Origin of the sequence: Streptomyces sp. WMMB303, from assembly GCF_029351045.1 — a bacterium.
Taxonomy (GTDB): Bacteria; Actinomycetota; Actinomycetes; order Streptomycetales; family Streptomycetaceae; genus Streptomyces.
Window position 1 is genome coordinate 1,626,874 of record NZ_JARKIN010000001.1, and the last position, 17,540, is coordinate 1,644,413.

Here is a 17,540-nt window from a genome sequence, read left to right on the forward strand (position 1 = left end):
CCCTACCGATTCCGGGGAGCCGCCCGGTGATCCGTCCGACCTGCGGGCGGAAACCACGCGGGCGGTACCGCGGGCGCCACCCGGAACGCCGGAAGGGGCCCACGGGCGTACCCGTGGACCCCTCCGGTGTGGCGTGTCCGGTTGCGCGAACCGGTCAGTGGTGCCCGTGCCCGCTCTCGACCTCGCGGTACTCCTCGCGGGTGGGCTTGGGGATCTGTCCCGACTCCCCGAAGTAGCCCTTCGAGAGCTTGGCGCGCAGCTTCCGCCCGCGGGAGATCTTCCGCTCGACACCGTTCTCGTCGGTGCCGGGGCCGATCTCCAGGGGCTGGTACTGGTCGTGCGCGGTGAGCGAGTGCAGCTGCTCCTGGGAGAGCGGCTCGTGGATCTCCACGAACTCGCCGTGCGGCAGCCGCTTGATCGTGCCGGTCTCCCTGCCGTGCAGCACCTTCTCGCGGTCCTTGCGCTGCAGGCCCAGGCAGATCCGCCGGGTGACCCAGAAGACCAGGACCGGCAGCACGAAGAACGCCACGCGGACGAACCAGGTGATCGCGTTGATCGACAGGTGGAAGTGCGTCGCCCACAGGTCGTTGCCGCCACCGACCAGCAGCACGAAGTACCAGGCGATCCACGCCGCCCCGAACCCGGTCCGGGTCGGCGCGTTCCGCGGCCGGTCCGCGATGTGGTGCTCGCGCTTGTCGCCGGTGACCCACGCCTCGATGAACGGATACACCGCGATCGCGACGAGGACCAGCGGGAAGACGATCATCAGCGGGATGGCCACGCCGGGTACCAGCGTGTGGCCCCACAGGTTGATCTCCCAGCCGGGCATCACCCGGATCAGGCCCTCGGAGAAGCCCATGTACCAGTCGGGCTGCGCGTTGGTGGAGACCTGGTCCGGCCGGTAGGGGCCCAGCACCCAGATCGGGTTGATCGTGAAGAGCGCCGCGATGGCCGAGATCACGCCGAAGACCAGGAAGAAGAAGCCCCCCGCCTTGGCCATGTAGACCGGCAGCAGCGGCATGCCGACCACGTTGGAGTTCTTCCGGCCGGGACCCGCGAACTGGGTGTGCTTGTGGTAGAAGACCAGGATCAGGTGCGCCACCAGCAGTCCGAGCATGATGCCCGGCAGCAGCAGGATGTGGGCCGAGTAGAACCTGGCCACGAAGTCGTGCCCCGGGAACTCCCCGCCGAAGAGGAACATCGACACGTAGGTGCCGACAATCGGCGTCCCGAGGATCGCACCTTCCATAAACCGCACACCGGTGCCGGAGAGCAGATCGTCCGGGAGCGAGTAGCCGGTGAAGCCGGTGAACATGCCCAGCACGAAGAGCAGGAACCCGAAGACCCAGTTGACCTCGCGCGGCTTGCGGAACGCCCCGGTGAAGAAGACGCGCATCATGTGCACGAACATCGCCGCCAGGAAGATCAGCGCCGCCCAGTGGTGGATCTGCCGCACCAGCAGACCACCGCGCACGTCGAAGCTGATGTCCAGGGTCGAGGCGAACGCCTCGGACATCCGGACACCCTGCATCGGCGTGTACGCGCCGTGGTACTCCACCTCGTTCATCGACGGGTGGAAGAACAGCGTCAGATAGACACCGGTCAGGATGATGATGATGAAGCTGTAGAGCGCGACCTCGCCCAGCATGAAGGACCAGTGGTCCGGGAAGATCTTGCGCATGTTGGCCTTGGCGAGGCTGTAGATCCCCAGCCGTCCATCGGCCCAGTCGGCGACCCGCTCACCCGCGGGCGCCTTCTTCTTGCCCTCGGCAGCCGCGCTGCCCGGGGTATCGGTTGCAGTACTCATCCGCGCTCCCAGAAGGCCGGACCGACGGGCTCCGCGAAGTCGCCCTGCGCTTCGAGGTAGCCGTCCTTGTTGACGCTGATGTCGAGCTGCGGCAGCGGGTGGCCGGCCGGGCCGAACAGCACGCGCGCACCGTCGGACAGGTCGAAGGTCGACTGGTGGCACGGGCACAGGACGTGGTGGGTCTGCTGCTCGTAGAGGCTGACGGGGCAGCCCACGTGGGTGCAGATCTTCGAGAAGGCCACGATGCCCTCGTGCGACCAGTCCAGCTCGCGCTTGTCCTTGATGTCGCTCGGTTCCAGCCGGACGATCATCAGTGCGGCCTTGGCGATCTCCTTCTGGAACTCCTCGTCGTCCTCCTCCAGGCCCTCGGGCTTGGCGAAGGTGAGCGAGCCCACGGCGATGTCCTCCGGACGCAGCGGCTCGTTCGTGTTCTCGTTGACGAGCAGCTTGCCCTTCTTCCACGCGGTGTGCCGCAGCTTGTCCCCGGGCATCGGGCCCAGGTCGCGCAGCAGGACGACACCGGAGAGCGGCACCAGGGCGACGGCGCCGAACATCGTGTTGCGGATCAGCTTCCGGCGGCCGAGCGCGGACTCCTTGGCGCCCTGCTTGAAGTCGGAGATGACCTTCTCGCGGACCTCGGGGGTCGCGGCGACGGCGTGCCGCTCGTCGACCATCTCCTCGTCCGACATCAGCGTGCGGGCCCAGTGGACCGCTCCGGCGCCGATGCAGAAAAGGGCGACACCGAGGGTGAGGCCGAGGGAGAGGTTCAGCGCGCTGATGTGCCCGAGCGGCCAGACGTAGATGATCTTGTCGATCGGGAAGGCCACGAAGGAGGCGATGAAGCCCACCGTGGCGAGCATCGACAGGGTGAAGAGGAAGGCGACGACGCGCTCGGAGCGCTTGGCCGCCCGCTCGTCGATGTCCTGGATGCGGTGCTCGTGCGGCGGCAGTCCAGGGTCCACGAAGGGGTCGCCCTCGGCGACTTCCGCGCCGTGGGCCGGTTCCCGCTCAGCAGGCAGGTTCTCGTCTGACACGTTCTCGTCCGGTCCAGTCTCGCTACTCATGACTTCTTGGCCTTTGCGGTCCGAGCGGCGACCCAGACGGCGACAGCGATCAGCACGCCGAGACCGAAGATCCAGGCGAACATGCCCTCGGCGACCGGGCCGAACCCACCGAGCTTGAACCCGCCGGGGCTCTCCGACGTGCCGCTGTTGACCTCCTTCACGTACGCGACGATGTCCCGCTTGTCCTTCTCGGGCAGGGCACCGTCGGTGAAGGACGGCATGTTCTGGGGGCCGGTCTGCATGGCCTCGTAGAGGTGCTTGGGGTCGACATCGCCGAGGTCGGGGGCGTACTTGCCGTGGGTGAGCGCGCCGCCCTCACCGGTGAAGTTGTGGCACTGCGAACAGTTGGTGCGGAAGAGCTCCCCACCCCTGGCGATGTCGGCGCCGGCCGGGTCGTACATCTCCTTGGTGGGCCGGCTCGGGCCGGAGCCCAGCGAGGCGACGTACGCGGCGAGCTGGTTGATCTCGTCCTGGTCGTAGATCCTCTTCTTCTTGGGCACCTGGGCGCCAGGCTGCTGGGCCGGCATCCGGCCGGTGCCGACCTGGAAGTCCACCGCCGCGGCCCCGACACCGACCAGGCTGGGACCGTCGCTGGTCCCCTGGCCGCCGGTTCCGTGGCAGCTGGAGCACCCGGTGGCGTAGAGCTTCTTGCCCTCCTCGATGGCGAGGGACTGGGTCGACTCCTGCTCGGCCTTGGCCTCGCCCGCGGGAGCGAACGCGGTGTACAGCCCCCCGGTGGCCGCCAGCGCGAAGAGTAGAACGACGAGCGCCGCCAGCGGATGGCGCCGTCGTGCGGAGAGCTTTTTCACGGATTACCCCGGTGTCAGGATCTTCTCGTCGATGCTGTGTCTGTCCGTCTGTTCCGTGGTCCGCCTGCGCGGCACGGCGCGCGCGGCGGGACCGCGCCCCGGCCCGTTACCGGATCAGGTAGATCGTGGCGAAGAGGCCGATCCAGACGACATCGACGAAGTGCCAGTAGTAGGACACGACGATGGCGGCGGTGGCCTGGTGGTGCGTGAACCGCCTGGCCGCATAGGTGCGCCCCAGGACGAACAGGAAGGCGATCAGACCACCTGTCACGTGCATGCCGTGGAACCCGGTGGTCAGGTAGAACACCGATCCGTACGGACTCGAGGAGAGTGAGGTGCCCTCCTTGACCAGCTCCGTGTACTCGAAGACCTGGCCGCCGATAAAGATCGCACCCATGATGAAGGTGACGACGAACCACGCGCGGAGCTTCTTCACGTCACCGCGCTCGGCGGCGAAGACGCCGAGCTGGCAGGTGAGCGAGGAGAGCACGAGGATCGTGGTGTTCGTCGCCGCGAAGGGAAGATTCAGCTCGGAGGCATGCTCCTTCCAGTACTCGGCGCCGGTCACCGACCGAAGGGTGAAGTACATCGCGAAGAGGGCCGCGAAGAACATCAGCTCGGAACTCAGCCAGATGATGGTCCCGACGCTGGTGAGGTTCGGCCGGTTGACCGACGGGTGTGCGTGCCCGGTTTCTACTGCTGTTGCTGTCGCCACGACCGACATTATGTCGGTCGCTTATCCCGGCCTCACTTCGGGGGTGCCGTTCGGTGTGTCCGTACCGGGTGGCCGGGCTGTAACCAGGGACGACGGCCCCGGGGGCGGCTCCGGCTCCCGGGTACCGGTGCGTGCCGACCGGTGTTGACGGTGCGTCGGAGGGAGTAGCATCCGAGCGGCGCCACCGCGGAATGTGCCCGAAGCCGCCCGGTGCGTCAGCGGTTCACCCGATACGGACGCGGAGGAACGATGCAGCCGACCGCCACGGTGCTGGTCTACAGCGACAACGCCATCACCCGCGAGCAGGTGCGGCTCGCAGCGGGCCGCAGGCCCGCAACCGATGTGCCCGAGATCCGTTATGTGGAGTGCGCCACTCTGCCGGCGGTGCTCTCCACCCTGGAGGAGTTGCACGTGGACGCGTGCGTGCTGGACGGCGAGACCGCTCCGGCGGGCGGCATGGGCGTGTGCCGGCAGATCAAGGACGAGATCTTCGACTGCCCCCCGGTGCTGCTGCTGATCGGCCGGCCGCAGGACGCCTGGCTGGCGACCTGGAGCCGGGCCGAGGCCGCGGTCTCGCACCCGGTGGACCCGGTCGCGCTGGCCGACGCGCTGGCCGGACTGCTCCGGGACCGCGCCCCCAGGAGCGGCCTGGCCCGCGCCTGAGCCCCGGCAGGGCCCTTCTGCAAGGTGACGCGCCCGTGCACCCCTCGTTCGAGGGATGCACGGGCGCGTCGTTTCCGTTCTCCTCCGGAGTGGTCACCCCGAAGGCCGACGGGTCAGACCGAAGGCCGCAGCCGCGCGGCGTCCGCGGGGCCGCTGCCGACGGGCTTGGTGTTGACGGCACTGCCCGCGCGCCACTTCTTCCAGCCCAGGTTCCAGTCGCCGAAGCCGTTGCCGAAGGGCGCCATCCGGTCGCCGGCCGTGTTGACGTGCTGGACGATGTCGCCCTGCCGGACGTGGTCGAAGAACCACTTGGCATTCGAGCTGCTCATCCCGGTGCAGCCGTGGCTGGTGTTGGACACGCCCTGGGAGGCGACCGACCAGGGGGCGCCGTGCACGTACTCGCCACTGTTGGTGAGCCGGGTGGCCCAGTGGACCCCCAGGTCGTAGAAGTCCCCGGCGCCGATGCTGGCGCTGGTCATCCGGACGTAGGGCTCCTTGGTGAGGATCACCTTGATGCCGTTGCGGGTCTCGTAGCCCGACTTCCCGGTGGTCACGGGGATGGAACGGATGGTCTTTCCGTTCTTCTTGACTTTCATGACCAAGGACGAGGCATCGGTGATCGCTTCTATTCGGTCCCCGGTCCGCATCCGGACGGATTCGGTCTTCCCGCCGTAGAGACCGTCGCGCACCTTCAGCCCTTCGAGTGAAGAGCGGAGCGTGATGGAGGCGTGCGCGGGCCAGTAGGAGCGGGGCCGGTAGTGCAGCTCCTTGCTGTTCACCCAGTGCCAGGAGCCGTCCACATGAGGGATGGACTTCACCTTCAGTGCACGCTCGACGAGCTCCCGCTGCGCGGGCTTCTTGATGGCCCGGCCCAGCTTCGCCGTGAGCGGTTGCCCGACGCCATAGGTGCCGTTGTCCGGGCCCAGCTTGACGCTCAGATGCTTGGAGGCCGCCTTGGTCCGGAAGTGGACCGTGCGCCGCCCTGGAGCGCCTTCGTCGTTCTCGGTGCTGACCTTGAGGGTGTAGCGCGCATCGGCGGCCAGCGGCCCGGTGCTGCGCCAGTGCTTGCCGTCCTCGGACAGCTCACCCTGGACCACGTGGCCCGAGGCGTCGCTGGCGAAGATGTCGGTGAGGGTGTCGCCGTGCTGGGCGGTGACCTCGAGCGCCTTGTCCGGGTCGACGTCCGTGCTGTCGGCGTCGGCGTTGACGGCGACCGCGTCCGTGGCGTCGTAGGGGGTGGCGGCGAGCGAACTCCCGTCGCTGCCCCCGCTGCAGGCGGCGAGCCCCACGGAGAGGGGTGCCAGCAGCAGGGCGCAGCTGCGGACCACCCGGCGCTTGTACGTGCGGGAGACGGTGCGGGGGGTGAGGACCCCCTCGGCTATCGCGGTGTTATGGCTGTGGCTCATGTGCCCAAAATATGAAGAATCGTCATTTCGGGCCCGCTGAGTGCGTCAAACGGGTCGGCCCCCCGGAGTGTCGGGGGGCCGGTCCTTGCTCTTCGGTTGTGGCGCTGTTCCGCCGGACCGCCGAACGGCCCGTTCAGCGGCTACTGGGTGCGGCTCTCACCGTGGTAGTACTCGAACACCCAGCCGAACAGGCCGATCAGCAGCAGCGGCGCCGAGACGTAGACCAGCCACCAGCCGATGGCCACTCCCAGGAAGGCGAAGGCGCCGCCGAGGCCCAGCGCCAGCGGCTGCCAGCTCCACGGGCTGAAGAAGCCCAGCTCGCCGGCGTCGTCCGCGACATCCGCCTCCTTGTTGTCCTGCGCCCCGGTGTCCACCCGGCGCGCGGTGAACGCCAGGTAGTAGCCGATCATGATCGACAGACCGAAGGCCAGGAAGAGCCCGGTGGTGCCCACCGGCTCCTTCGACCAGAGGCCGTAGGTGATGGCGACTGCCAGCAGGAAGACCGACAGCCACAGGAACATCTTGCCCTGGATCTTCACTTCCCGGCCTCCTTGCTGCCGGCGAGCGCCTTGTCTTCCCTGCCCACGTTCTCCAGCTCGTCGAGCGCGGAGATCTCCGGGTGGTGCAGGTCGAAGGCCGGGGATTCGGAGCGGATGCGCGGCAGCGTGAGGAAGTTGTGCCGCGGGGGCGGGCAGCTCGTCGCCCACTCGAGGGAGCGGCCGTACCCCCAGGGGTCGTCGACCTCGACCTTCTCGCCGTACTTGTGCGTCTTCCACACGTTGTAGAAGAACGGCAGCATAGACATGCCGAGCAGGAACGAACTGATGGTGGAGATGGTGTTCAGCGCGGTGAAGCCGTCGGCGGCGAGGTAGTCCGCGTACCGCCGCGGCATGCCCTCGGCACCCAGCCAGTGCTGCACCAGGAAGGTGCCGTGGAAGCCGATGAACAGCGTCCAGAAGGTGATCTTCCCGAGCCGCTCGTCCAGCATCTTGCCGGTGAACTTCGGCCACCAGAAGTGGAAGCCGGCGAACATCGCGAAGACCACGGTACCGAAGACGACGTAGTGGAAGTGCGCGACGACGAAGTACGAGTCCGAGACGTGGAAGTCCATCGGCGGCGAGGCCAGGATGACACCGGTCAGACCACCGAAGGTGAAGGTGATCAGGAAGCCGATGGTCCACAGCATCGGTGTCTCGAAGGACAGCGAGCCCTTCCACATCGTGCCGATCCAGTTGAAGAACTTCACACCTGTCGGCACCGCGATCAGGAAGGTCATGAACGAGAAGAACGGCAACAGCACGCCGCCCGTCACGTACATGTGGTGCGCCCAGACGGTCACCGAGAGGCCGGCGATGGCGATGGTGGCGCCGATCAGGCCGATGTAGCCGAACATCGGCTTGCGGCTGAAGACCGGGATGACCTCGGAGACGATGCCGAAGAACGGCAACGCGATGATGTACACCTCAGGATGGCCGAAGAACCAGAAGAGGTGCTGCCACAACAGCGCTCCGCCGTTGGCGGCATCGAAGACGTGCGCCCCGAATTTGCGGTCCGCCTCCAGGGCGAACAGCGCGGCGGCCAGCACCGGGAAGGCCAGCAGCACCAGCACACCGGTGAGCAGCACGTTCCAGGTGAAGATCGGCATGCGGAACATCGTCATGCCGGGTGCGCGCATGCAGATGATCGTGGTGATGAAGTTGACCGAGCCGAGGATGGTGCCGAAGCCGGAGAGGGCCAGGCCCATGATCCACATGTCGGCGCCGACGCTCGGCGAGCGGACCGCGTCCGACAGCGGCGAGTAGGCGAACCACCCGAAGTCGGCCGCGCCCTGCGGGGTGAGGAAGCCGCCCACCGCGATCAGCGAGCCGAAGAGGTAGAGCCAGTAGGCGAACATGTTCAGCCGCGGGAAGGCCACATCGGGCGAGCCGATCTGCAGCGGCATGATCCAGTTCGCGAAGCCGGCGAACAGCGGGGTGGCGAACATCAGCAGCATGACCGTGCCATGCATGGTGAACGCCTGGTTGAACTGCTCGTTCGACATGATCTGCGTGCCCGGACGGGCCAGCTCGGCGCGCATGAGGAGCGCCATGACGCCGCCGACGCAGAAGAAGACGAACGACGTGATCAGGTACAGGCTGCCGATCTTCTTGTGGTCCGTCGTCGTCATCCAGTCGACAACGATCTGGCCGGGCCGCTTGGGCCGTCCGGAGGCTGTCGCCGGAGCTGTCGCGGCGGCGGCACCCTGGGGTTCGTTGAGGATGCTCACGGGTTATTCGTCTCCGCATTCTTGGCGCCGCCCGTGGTGGCGGTACCCGCCGGGATGTAGCCGGTCTGGCCCTTCTTCGCCAGGTCCTCCAGGTGCTTCTGGTAGCGCTCCGGGGAGACGATCTTCACGTTGAAGAGCATCCGGGAGTGGTCGACGCCGCACAGCTCGGCACACTTGCCCCGGTAGGTGCCCTCCTTGTTCGGGGTCACCTCGAAGCGGTTGACGTGGCCCGGAATGACGTCCTGCTTCATCAGGAACGGGATGGCCCAGAAGGAGTGGATGACGTCCCGGGAGGTCAGGATGAACTGGACCTTCTCGCCCTTGGGCAGCCACAGTGTGGGGCCCGGGTTCTTGGTCTGCGGGTTCACATCCGAGGGAGTGCCCGCCGTGTAGACGCCTTCGGCGCCCTTCGGGAAGCCCTTGGTCATCCGGTCCGGGATGGCGCTCAGTTCCTTGTCCAGCGCCTTGTCCGTGTTGACGTCCGTCTTGGGGTCGCCGTCCACGTCCTCGATGTAGTTGAAGCCCCAGCTCCACTGGTAACCAACGACGTTGATCACGTGGGTGGGCTTCTTCGAGGTCGCCAGAAGCTTGGTCTCGTCCCGGGCCGTGAAGTAGAACAGCACCGCGATGATGATGATCGGGACCACGGTGTACAGGGCCTCGATGGGCATGTTGTACCGGGTCTGCGGAGGAATCTCGACCTTGGACCGGGAGCGCCGGTGGAAGATGACGCTCCACAGGATCAGGCCCCACACCAGCACGCCCACGGCGAGCGCGGCCGCCCAGGAGCCCTGCCACAGGGAGAGGATCCGCGGCGCCTCGTCCGTTACCGGGGTGGGCATGCCGAGGCGGGGGAAGTCCTTTGATGTGCAACCGGTCGCGGTAGCCAGGACCAGGCCCGCTGCCGACGCCAGCTGCAGCTTCCGCCGCATCGGGCGCCGCGACGTGGGGATACCGCCCACGGCGCCCGAGGGGCGCTCGTGGGGGAGGTCGGAGCCGTTGGGACTCACGTAGCGCCTTCCCGAGAGTCTCGCCCGCGTCGGTCGGGCGCGGCCCTCTTACGTGGTCGGGCGCCGGCCCAGGCGCGGGCAGGGGTTTGGATGTTTATGCGGACCAAACCCTAGCCGACGCCATTTGGGGTCGCGCGGGGAGGGGGCGTAACGCGCCGCGTGCCACCCCGATGGGCCGGGACGCCCCCGCGAGGCCCCCGAACTGAGGCTGTACAGGCCGGTTCCCGGCCGGGAAACGGCACCGGGTACGCCGGGTACGGGTGCGGCGGTAGCGTACAAGTGTGTCCTATTTCGATGCCGCTTCCTCGCTCCCCCTCCACCCGGTCGCGCGGCAGGCGCTGCTGGCGGCGGTGGACGAGGGGTGGGCCGATCCGGCACGCCCGCACCGGGAGGGCCGGCGCGCCCGGATGCTGCTGGACGCGGCCCGCGAGACGGCAGCCGAGGCGCTGGAGTGCCGTCCGGACGAACTGCGCTTCACCGCTTCGGGTACCCAGGCCCTGCACACCGGGATCGGCGGCGCGCTCACCGGGCGGCGGCGCGCCGGGCGGCGACTGGTCGTCTCCGCGGTCGAACACTCTGCCGTGCTGCACGCGGGCGAGGCCCACGAGCGGGCGGGCGGCGAGCTGCACCGGGTGGGCGTCGACCGCACCGGGCGGGTCGACGCACAGGAGTGGGCACGGGCGCTCGGCGACGACTGCGCGCTGGCCTGTCTGCAGTCGGCCAACCACGAGGTCGGCACCGTGCAGCCGGTGGCCCGAGTGGCCGAGGTCTGTGCCGAGGCGGGCGTCCCGCTGCTGGTGGACGCGGCCCAGTCACTCCTCTGGGGGCCGGTGGAGGGGCCCTGGTCGGTGTTGACCGGCAGCGCCCACAAATGGGGAGGGCCGCCCGGGGTGGGGCTGCTCGCCGTACGCAAGGGCGTACGGTTCGCTCCGCCCGGGCCGGTGGACGAACGGGAGTACGGGGCCGCCCCCGGCTTCGGGAACATCCCCGCCGTGGTCGCGGCGGCCGCGTCGCTGCGCGCCGTACGGGCCGAGGCCGAGGCGGAGGGTGCCCGGCTGCGGGCCCTGGTGGACCGGATCCGCGCCCGGGTGCCCGGGCTGGTCCCGGACACCGAGGTCGTCGGCGACCCGGTGCGCAGACTGCCGCACCTGGTGACCTTCTCCTGTCTGTACGTGGACGGCGAGGCGCTGCTGCACGCGCTGGACGCCGCCGGGTTCTCGGTCTCCAGCGGCTCCTCCTGCACCTCCGGCACCCTGGCCCCGAGCCATGTACTGCGGGCCATGGGTGTGCTCTCGGAGGGCAACGTGCGGGTCTCGCTGCCGCCGGGGACGCCGGAGAGCGAGGTGGACCGGTTCCTCCAGGTGCTTCCCGGGGCCGTCGGGGACGTACGGGCCCAACTGGGGGCCGCACCCGCGGCCGGGGAGGCCGGGGGCGCGGCCGGTGCCGCCGGCCAGGACCGGGACGCGGCGGTGGTCGGCGACGTGGCGGGGACCGCGCCCCCGGAAGGAGCCGGCGAGATCACCGTCGACGCGCGCGGGACGCTGTGTCCACTGCCGGTGATCGAGCTGGCCAAGGCCGTGGGACGGGTGCCGGCGGGGGGCCTGGTGCGGGTGCTGGCCGACGACGAGGCCGCCCGGCTCGACATCCCGGCCTGGTGCGAGATGACCGGCCACGCCTTCGAGGGGGCGGAAGGCGTCGAGTACCGGGTGCGGCGCAGCCGGGACGGCTGAGGGGCCACGGCAGAGCTGGAGGGCCCGGCAGAGGAACGTCCCTCCTGTGACGCGAGCGGCACAGGCCCAGCGGTGGCCGTCCTCGGGCCGGTGCCCCCGCTCACGGGCACCGGGCGAGGCGGAGGGGGAAGGACGGGCGGGGCTTGTCCTACAGAAACGCCCCCGACGGGATGTAGGGCGACGGGGGCCGCAGGCCGCGGAAGCAGACGAACCCCTCCGAGCGGAGTTCCAGGCCGGCGCGCAGACCCACGTCCACCGCCCACTGCTGCTCGGCGGTGACGTCCTGCACCTCCACCTCGGTCCCCTCCGGCACCCCGTGCAGTGCCGCGGTGAGCACCCGGGTGGCGATCCGCCGGGAGGTGGCGCCCAGCAGCGCGACTCTGCTCCCGTCGGCGGTGAGATAGCAGTAGCCGCTGCCGGCCAGGTCGTCGGCGACGACCAGCCGGTGGTGGCGCATCAGGAAGTCGTGGTCGGGACCGTGCGCTCCGCCGCGCAGCCGCCGGTCCACGGAGTCGAGCAGGTCGCGTTCGCGGGGGCCGCCCTCGACGGCGGCGCCCTCGGCGCTGCCCAGACCCGCCCGGTCGACGGCGCCCCGCATCCGGATGGTGGGGTGCAGCGCGAACCCGGCCTGCCGGTAGACACGCGCGGCGGCGGGGTGGCGCGAGCAGCAGATGATGCCGCGCAGGCAGCCGCGGCCGTACTCCAGGGTGCGCCGCAGCAGGGCCCGGCCGACGCCCTCGCCCTGCGCCGCGGGGAGCACGACCAGCAGGGCGAGGCCCCAGGTGCCCTCGCGGATGTGGGACTGGGCGGCGCCGACGGCCCGGCCGCCCGCGTCCTCGGCGATCCAGCAGCCCGCGGGGTCGTGCCGGACGATGTGCAGGATCTGCGCGCGCTTGCGTGCCGCACGGTCGGCCGAGCGCGGATGGGGGGTGTCGCCCTTGAGCTCGTGCGAGGCCCCGAACGCCGCCTCGGCCAGCGTCCGTACCGTCTCGGCGTCGTCTTCGGTGTCCCTGACAGGTCGCAGCAGCATCGGAGCACGCTACGGGAGTCGCCGCGGCCGGGCGAGCGCCACCGTCGCGCCGGGCCGCCGCCCCCGCGGTTGGGGCGGGCGCCCGGGGGCCGGAGCGTTACCCGGCCCCGGCCGTCACGGCAGGGCCAGCATCCGCTCCAGGGCGAGTTTGGCGAACTTCTCCGTCTCCGCGTCGACCTCGATCCGGTTGACGACAGTGCCCTCGGCCAGCGACTCCAGGGCCCACACCAGGTGCGGCAGGTCGATGCGGTTCATGGTGGAGCAGAAGCAGACGGTGCGGTCCAGGAAGACGATCTCCTTGTCCTCGGCGGCGAAACGATTCGCCAGCCGTCGGACGAGGTTCAGCTCGGTCCCGATGGCCCACTTGGATCCGGCGGGAGCCGCCTCCAGAGTCCTGATGATGTACTCGGTGGAGCCGACCTGATCGGCCGCGCTGACGACCTCGTTCTTGCACTCCGGGTGCACCAGGACGTTGACGCCGGGAATGCGCTCGCGCACCTCGCGGACCGAGTCCAGCGAGAAGCGGCCGTGTACCGAGCAGTGGCCGCGCCACAGGATCATCCGCGCGTCGCGGAGCTGCTGCGGGGTCAGCCCGCCGTTCGGCTTGTGCGGGTTGTAGACGACGCAGTCGTCCAGCGTCATGCCCATGTCGCGGACGGCGGTGTTGCGGCCCAGGTGCTGGTCGGGCAGGAACAGCACCTTCTCGCCCTGGCCGAAGGCCCACTCCAGCGCCCGCTCGGCATTGGAGGAGGTGCAGATGGTGCCGCCGTGCCGCCCGGTGAACGCCTTGATGTCCGCAGAGGAGTTCATGTACGAGACCGGGACGGTCCGCTCGGCGATCCCGGCCTCGGTCAGCACGTCCCAGCACTCGGCGACCTGCTCGGCGGTGGCCATGTCCGCCATGGAGCAGCCGGCCGCCAGGTCGGGCAGGACGACCCGCTGCTGCGCCGAGGTGAGGATGTCGGCCGACTCGGCCATGAAGTGCACACCGCAGAAGACGATGTACTCGGCCTCGGGCCGGGCTGCCGCGTCCCGGGCCAGCTTGAAGGAGTCACCGGTCACATCGGCGAACTCGATGACCTCGTCACGCTGGTAGTGGTGGCCGAGTACGAAGACGCGGTCGCCGAGCTTCTCCTTCGCGGCGCGCGCCCGGGCCACCAGGTCCGGGTCGGAGGGGGCCGGGAGGTCGCCGGGGCACTCGACCCCGCGCTCGCTCCTGGGGTCGGCCTCGCGGCCGAGCAGCAGCAGCGCGAGCGGAGTCGGCTGCACGTCCAGCGGCTGGGCGGCACTCAACAGGACCAGCCCTTTCTGTAGCTCAGTAGCGTCGGAGGCGCCACACGGAGCCGTACCGGTCAGACGCGGGACACGCTTCCCGCGCGGCTTTCCGGTGCGGCCTCCCATCGGATTCTCGTCTAAGTGACGCTATCTATCATAACCGCTTCACGTCAGTTTGACGATGCCCATTGCGTCGATGTGACGCATTCCCACGCGCTCCGGCGATGTGCGAGCATGAAGTGACCACTCCTGGAATGAATCCGGGATGCCGCCGGTTGAGCCGACGGTAAGAGTGCAGTCCGTACAACCCGGGAGAGAAGCAGATGTCCGTTTCGGACGAGACCGCTGTAAGCGAGGGCATCATCCTGTCCGACGCCGCCGCCGCGAAGGTCAAGAGCCTGCTGGAGCAGGAAGGCCGCGACGATCTGGCGTTGCGCGTCGCTGTCCAGCCGGGCGGCTGCTCCGGCCTGCGGTACCAGCTCTTCTTCGACGAGCGCTCGCTCGACGGCGACGTGGTCAAGGACTTCGGTGGCGTCAAGGTCGTCACCGACCGGATGAGCGCCCCCTACCTCGGCGGTGCCTCCATCGACTTCGTCGACACCATCGAGAAGCAGGGCTTCACGATCGACAACCCGAACGCCACCGGCTCCTGCGCCTGCGGCGACTCGTTCAACTGAGCCACCGGCCCAAGGCGGCCGCCGAGGTCCGACACCGGGCGGCCCCGGCCGGTCACGGCCATGGCGAGGGCGGCGGACTCCCCCCACCAGGAGTCCGCCGCCCTCGCCGGTTCCGGGCGGCCGATGGTGCGCTCACTTCCTCGGCAGCTTCTCGCCGTTCCGCGCGTCCAGCACCTTGCGGTCACCCAGCTTCCTGTCGAGCTCGACCTCGACCGTCTGCCGCTTGGCGATCTTGACGCAGACCTTCTTGCCGCCCTTGCCGTCCTTGCCGTCCTTCTTCTCGCCGGCCTCGACGGAGACCCGCACCGCGGACCCCGACTCCTCGGCCTCGGCCCGGTAGGTGTCGCACACCCCGCCCCAGAAGCTCAGCTCCAGCGTGCGCCCGTGCACCTCGTACGACTCGACCGCCTGCGAAGGCTTCTTGCCCGGCCCCGTACTGCCGTCCGGCACCGGCGGGTGGCCGGAGGTCTTCGACGGCTCGAGGTACTCGGGCGACACCGCCGGATGAGTGACCTCCAGGTCCCCGCCACCCGACCGCTTGACCTGGTAGATCCACGCCGGCACCAGCAGCGGCTCGCCGTGCGAGCGCTCCAGCGCGAGCCCGAAGGACGCGCCGCCGATCCTGGTCGGCTCGTTCCCCTGGGCCCCCTCGCGGTGGCCGCCACGCGCCTGCTCGGCCTTGTTCAGCCGGTCGAGCGTCGCGGTGGCACTCTCCACCGGGTAGGCCGCGCCCTTGCGGGGCTTGCTCCAGTTCCCCTGCGCCCGGGTGACCGCGCCCTCGTCGTCCACCACGAAGGTGCTGTCCCAGCCGTGCGTCGGCAGACCCGCCACCTCGGGCGAGGCGGTCACGGTACGGGTGCCGCCGACCGGCGACCCGGCGTCCAGTGAGGCGTCCTGCATCCCGAGCGCGCGCAGCGCGGGACGCACGGCCTTCTTCGCCTCGGCGGCGGAGAGCGGCTCACCACCGGGCGCGGGGGCGGGATCGGCGTCCAGCGGTAGCGCCCCGCCGTTCTGATACGTCCACGCGCCGCCGTCGGCTCCCCGCTCGACGGTCAGCCGGGGATCCTTCCCCTTGCTGTCGCCGCCCGCCTGCCAGCGGCCCGCCTCGGCCTCGATCCCGCCCTCGATCTCGAACGCCTTCGCGAGCCGGGCCGCCTCCGCGCGGCTCACCCGGTGTCCGGGCTTGCGGACGGCGGCGGACTCGGGCCCGTCCGGCAGCTCTCCCTCGGCCCGGTAGCCGCGCGGCCCCATCGGCTCGCCCGGCGCGATGCCCTCGCCGCTGTCCTGGTCGGACGCGGTCGTGCCGTCCAGCGCCAGCTTCGGAGGGCCGCCGTCCCCGTCGGCTGCGGCGCTCTCGGAGTCCGTGCCGCCCGAGGAGGCGGAGGACGCCCAGTACGCGCCGCCCCCGCCGGCCAGCAGTACGGCGGTCGCCACGGCCGCGACGGAGAGCCGCCGCCGCCTGCTCCGGGGGGCCGGCCGGTCCTCGGTCTCGGGGGACTGGTCTGTACTCACCGAAAACTCCTTTGGCTCCGCGTCCATGGGGCCCTCCCTCGTCGCGAGGTCCTCCCGCACACCCTCCCCTCGCGCGAGGGGAGATGCGCTCCCTCATGCGAGGGGGACGTGAATGGGACGGGGAGCGGAAGCCGACGGTTCCAGGGGCCCGGCGGGCGGCTCCCCCACCTCAGTCGCCGTATTCGGACATCCCCTCCAGGAGGCGTGCGGAGCGTACCGGAACGCGCACACCGTGCAGCGGAGGCAGCGGCGCTGGGTGCAGCTCCCGCGTCCCCGCGGGCGGAACCGTCCAGTGCGGGGCCATCCGCGCGCAGTCACCGAGGAGTTGCTCCATGGACTCGTGCTCGGCGTATCCGGCCGGGAAAAGCGCTGTTTTCGGCATGGGGATCACGCTACGGATCCGATGAGCTGCCCGGAAGACCCTACTATGAGGTAGTTGTGTCCTGTTCGGCTCTGCGGGCCCAGCGGGTAGCGTGGCGCTGGCCTTCCCCTCGTGCGCTGGGCGTACGGGGGTACCCGATGTCTCTCAGGAGCAGAATTCGTCGTGCGTATCGCAGTCTGCGGCTCCATCGCAAACGACCACCTGATGACCTTCCCGGGGCGCTTCTCCGACCAACTGGTCGCCGACCAGTTGCACACGGTCTCGCTCTCCTTCCTCGTCGACGGCCTCAACATCCGCCGAGGCGGCGTCGGCGCCAACATCGCCTTCGGCATGGGACAGCTCGGTGTCCAGCCGATCCTCGTCGGTGCGGCGGGAGAGGACTTCGAGGAATACCGCGCCTGGCTCGAACGACACGGTGTGGACACCGAGTCCGTGCACATCTCCGAGGTCGCGCACACCGCACGATTCGTCTGCACCACCGACGCGGACAACAACCAGATCGGCTCGTTCTACACCGGCGCCATGACCGAGGCCCGGAACATCGAACTCCAGCACGTCGCCGACCGGGCCGGCCGGCTCGACCTCGTCCTCATCGGGGCCGACGACCCGGAGGGCATGCTGCGGCACACCGAGGAGTGCCGCGCTCGCGGCATCCCCTTCGCCGCCGACTACTCGCAGCAGATCGCGCGGATGGACGGCGACGGCATCCGCGCGCTCACCGACGGCGCCACCTACCTCTTCTCCAACGAGTACGAGAAGGAGCTGATCGAGACCAAGACGGGGTGGAGCGACGAGGAAGTCCTCCAGCGCGTGGGCACCCGCGTGACCACCCTCGGCAAGAACGGCGCCCGCATCGACCGCGCCGGCGAGGAGCCGATCGTGGTCGGCTGCGCCGAGGAGAAGCAGAAGGCCGACCCCACGGGCGTCGGCGACGCCTTCCGCGCCGGATTCCTCTCCGCGCTGGTCTGGGGCGTCGGCCTGGAGCGCGCCGCGCAGGTGGGCTGCATGCTCGCCACCCTCGTCATCGAGACGGTCGGCACCCAGGAGTACGAGCTCAAGCGCGTCCACTTCATGGAGCGCTTCACCAAGGCGTACGGCCACGACGCCGCCACCGAGGTCCAGGGCCACCTGGCCTGACGCAGCACCGCGGCCCCGCCCCCTACCGCCCCGCCGCGGGTGGTACGGGGTCGGCGG

The 17,540-nt window shown here is 69.8% G+C and carries 16 protein-coding genes; 4 read left to right on the top strand and 12 right to left on the bottom strand.

The features are described 5' to 3' along the window. Positions 1 to 154: 154 nt before the first annotated feature. From P2424_RS07360 to P2424_RS07375, 4 genes are all read right to left on the bottom strand, one after another. The gene (locus tag P2424_RS07360) at positions 155 to 1,807 is read right to left on the bottom strand and encodes a ubiquinol-cytochrome c reductase cytochrome b subunit (RefSeq protein ID WP_276474977.1); all 1,653 of its coding nucleotides are present in this window, start codon (positions 1,805 to 1,807) and stop codon (positions 155 to 157) included. After that, a complete protein-coding gene (locus P2424_RS07365) occupies positions 1,804 to 2,871 on the bottom strand; it encodes a Rieske 2Fe-2S domain-containing protein (protein ID WP_276474978.1) in 1,068 nt (355 codons plus the stop codon). The genes P2424_RS07360 and P2424_RS07365 overlap by 4 nt, the downstream gene beginning before the upstream one ends. Beyond that, complete coding sequence (locus tag P2424_RS07370; RefSeq protein WP_074998349.1) at positions 2,868 to 3,680, bottom strand: c-type cytochrome; 813 nt, start codon at positions 3,678 to 3,680, stop codon at positions 2,868 to 2,870. Before P2424_RS07370 ends, P2424_RS07365 begins: the two co-directional genes overlap by 4 nt. A 106-nt stretch (positions 3,681 to 3,786) precedes the next feature. Continuing rightward, positions 3,787 to 4,404: a heme-copper oxidase subunit III gene (locus P2424_RS07375; protein ID WP_026004777.1), complete on the bottom strand. Its 618-nt coding sequence runs from the start codon at positions 4,402 to 4,404 to the stop codon at positions 3,787 to 3,789. A 240-nt stretch (positions 4,405 to 4,644) separates the two neighbouring features. On the opposite strand from P2424_RS07375, the gene P2424_RS07380 reads away from it, so the two are divergent. After that, positions 4,645 to 5,058, top strand: coding sequence for a hypothetical protein (locus P2424_RS07380; RefSeq protein ID WP_276474979.1), 414 nt, complete (start codon positions 4,645 to 4,647; stop codon positions 5,056 to 5,058). Between the two features lie 113 nt (positions 5,059 to 5,171). Here P2424_RS07380 and P2424_RS07385 read toward each other — a convergent pair whose 3' ends face one another. The 4 genes from P2424_RS07385 to coxB form a co-directional block, all read right to left on the bottom strand. After that, positions 5,172 to 6,464 carry an Ig-like domain-containing protein gene (locus tag P2424_RS07385; protein WP_276474980.1) on the bottom strand — a complete coding sequence of 431 codons (1,293 nt, stop codon included), beginning with the start codon at positions 6,462 to 6,464 and terminating at the stop codon, positions 5,172 to 5,174. Positions 6,465 to 6,604: 140 nt separating this feature from the next. Then, complete coding sequence (locus P2424_RS07390) at positions 6,605 to 7,003, bottom strand: cytochrome c oxidase subunit 4 (protein WP_019357416.1); 399 nt, start codon at positions 7,001 to 7,003, stop codon at positions 6,605 to 6,607. Further along, a complete protein-coding gene (ctaD, locus tag P2424_RS07395) occupies positions 7,000 to 8,730 on the bottom strand; it encodes a cytochrome c oxidase subunit I (protein ID WP_019357417.1) in 1,731 nt (576 codons plus the stop codon). The genes P2424_RS07390 and ctaD overlap by 4 nt, the downstream gene beginning before the upstream one ends. Beyond that, a complete protein-coding gene (coxB, locus tag P2424_RS07400) occupies positions 8,727 to 9,662 on the bottom strand; it encodes a cytochrome c oxidase subunit II (protein ID WP_276478863.1) in 936 nt (311 codons plus the stop codon). The genes ctaD and coxB overlap by 4 nt, the downstream gene beginning before the upstream one ends. 359 nt (positions 9,663 to 10,021) lie before the next feature. Between coxB and P2424_RS07405 the strand changes: the two genes are divergently transcribed. Then, positions 10,022 to 11,470 carry a cysteine desulfurase/sulfurtransferase TusA family protein gene (locus tag P2424_RS07405; RefSeq protein ID WP_276474981.1) on the top strand — a complete coding sequence of 483 codons (1,449 nt, stop codon included), beginning with the start codon at positions 10,022 to 10,024 and terminating at the stop codon, positions 11,468 to 11,470. Between the two features lie 148 nt (positions 11,471 to 11,618). On the opposite strand, the gene P2424_RS07410 is transcribed toward P2424_RS07405, so the two are convergent. Next, complete coding sequence (locus P2424_RS07410) at positions 11,619 to 12,500, bottom strand: GNAT family N-acetyltransferase (protein WP_276474982.1); 882 nt, start codon at positions 12,498 to 12,500, stop codon at positions 11,619 to 11,621. A 114-nt stretch (positions 12,501 to 12,614) separates the two neighbouring features. Further along, a complete protein-coding gene (nadA, locus tag P2424_RS07415; RefSeq protein ID WP_276474983.1) occupies positions 12,615 to 13,793 on the bottom strand; it encodes a quinolinate synthase NadA in 1,179 nt (392 codons plus the stop codon). Between the two features lie 305 nt (positions 13,794 to 14,098). Between nadA and P2424_RS07420 the strand changes: the two genes are divergently transcribed. Further along, a complete protein-coding gene (locus P2424_RS07420; RefSeq protein ID WP_019357422.1) occupies positions 14,099 to 14,452 on the top strand; it encodes an iron-sulfur cluster assembly accessory protein in 354 nt (117 codons plus the stop codon). A 132-nt stretch (positions 14,453 to 14,584) separates the two neighbouring features. On the opposite strand, the gene P2424_RS07425 is transcribed toward P2424_RS07420, so the two are convergent. Next, complete coding sequence (locus P2424_RS07425) at positions 14,585 to 15,964, bottom strand: hypothetical protein (RefSeq protein ID WP_276474984.1); 1,380 nt, start codon at positions 15,962 to 15,964, stop codon at positions 14,585 to 14,587. Positions 15,965 to 16,133: 169 nt separating this feature from the next. Continuing rightward, positions 16,134 to 16,346 (bottom strand): hypothetical protein, encoded by a 213-nt coding sequence (locus P2424_RS07430; RefSeq protein ID WP_276474985.1) that lies wholly within the window; start codon positions 16,344 to 16,346, stop codon positions 16,134 to 16,136. Between the two features lie 162 nt (positions 16,347 to 16,508). Between P2424_RS07430 and P2424_RS07435 the strand changes: the two genes are divergently transcribed. Further along, positions 16,509 to 17,483: a carbohydrate kinase family protein gene (locus tag P2424_RS07435; protein ID WP_276474986.1), complete on the top strand. Its 975-nt coding sequence runs from the start codon at positions 16,509 to 16,511 to the stop codon at positions 17,481 to 17,483. Positions 17,484 to 17,540 lie beyond the last annotated feature (57 nt).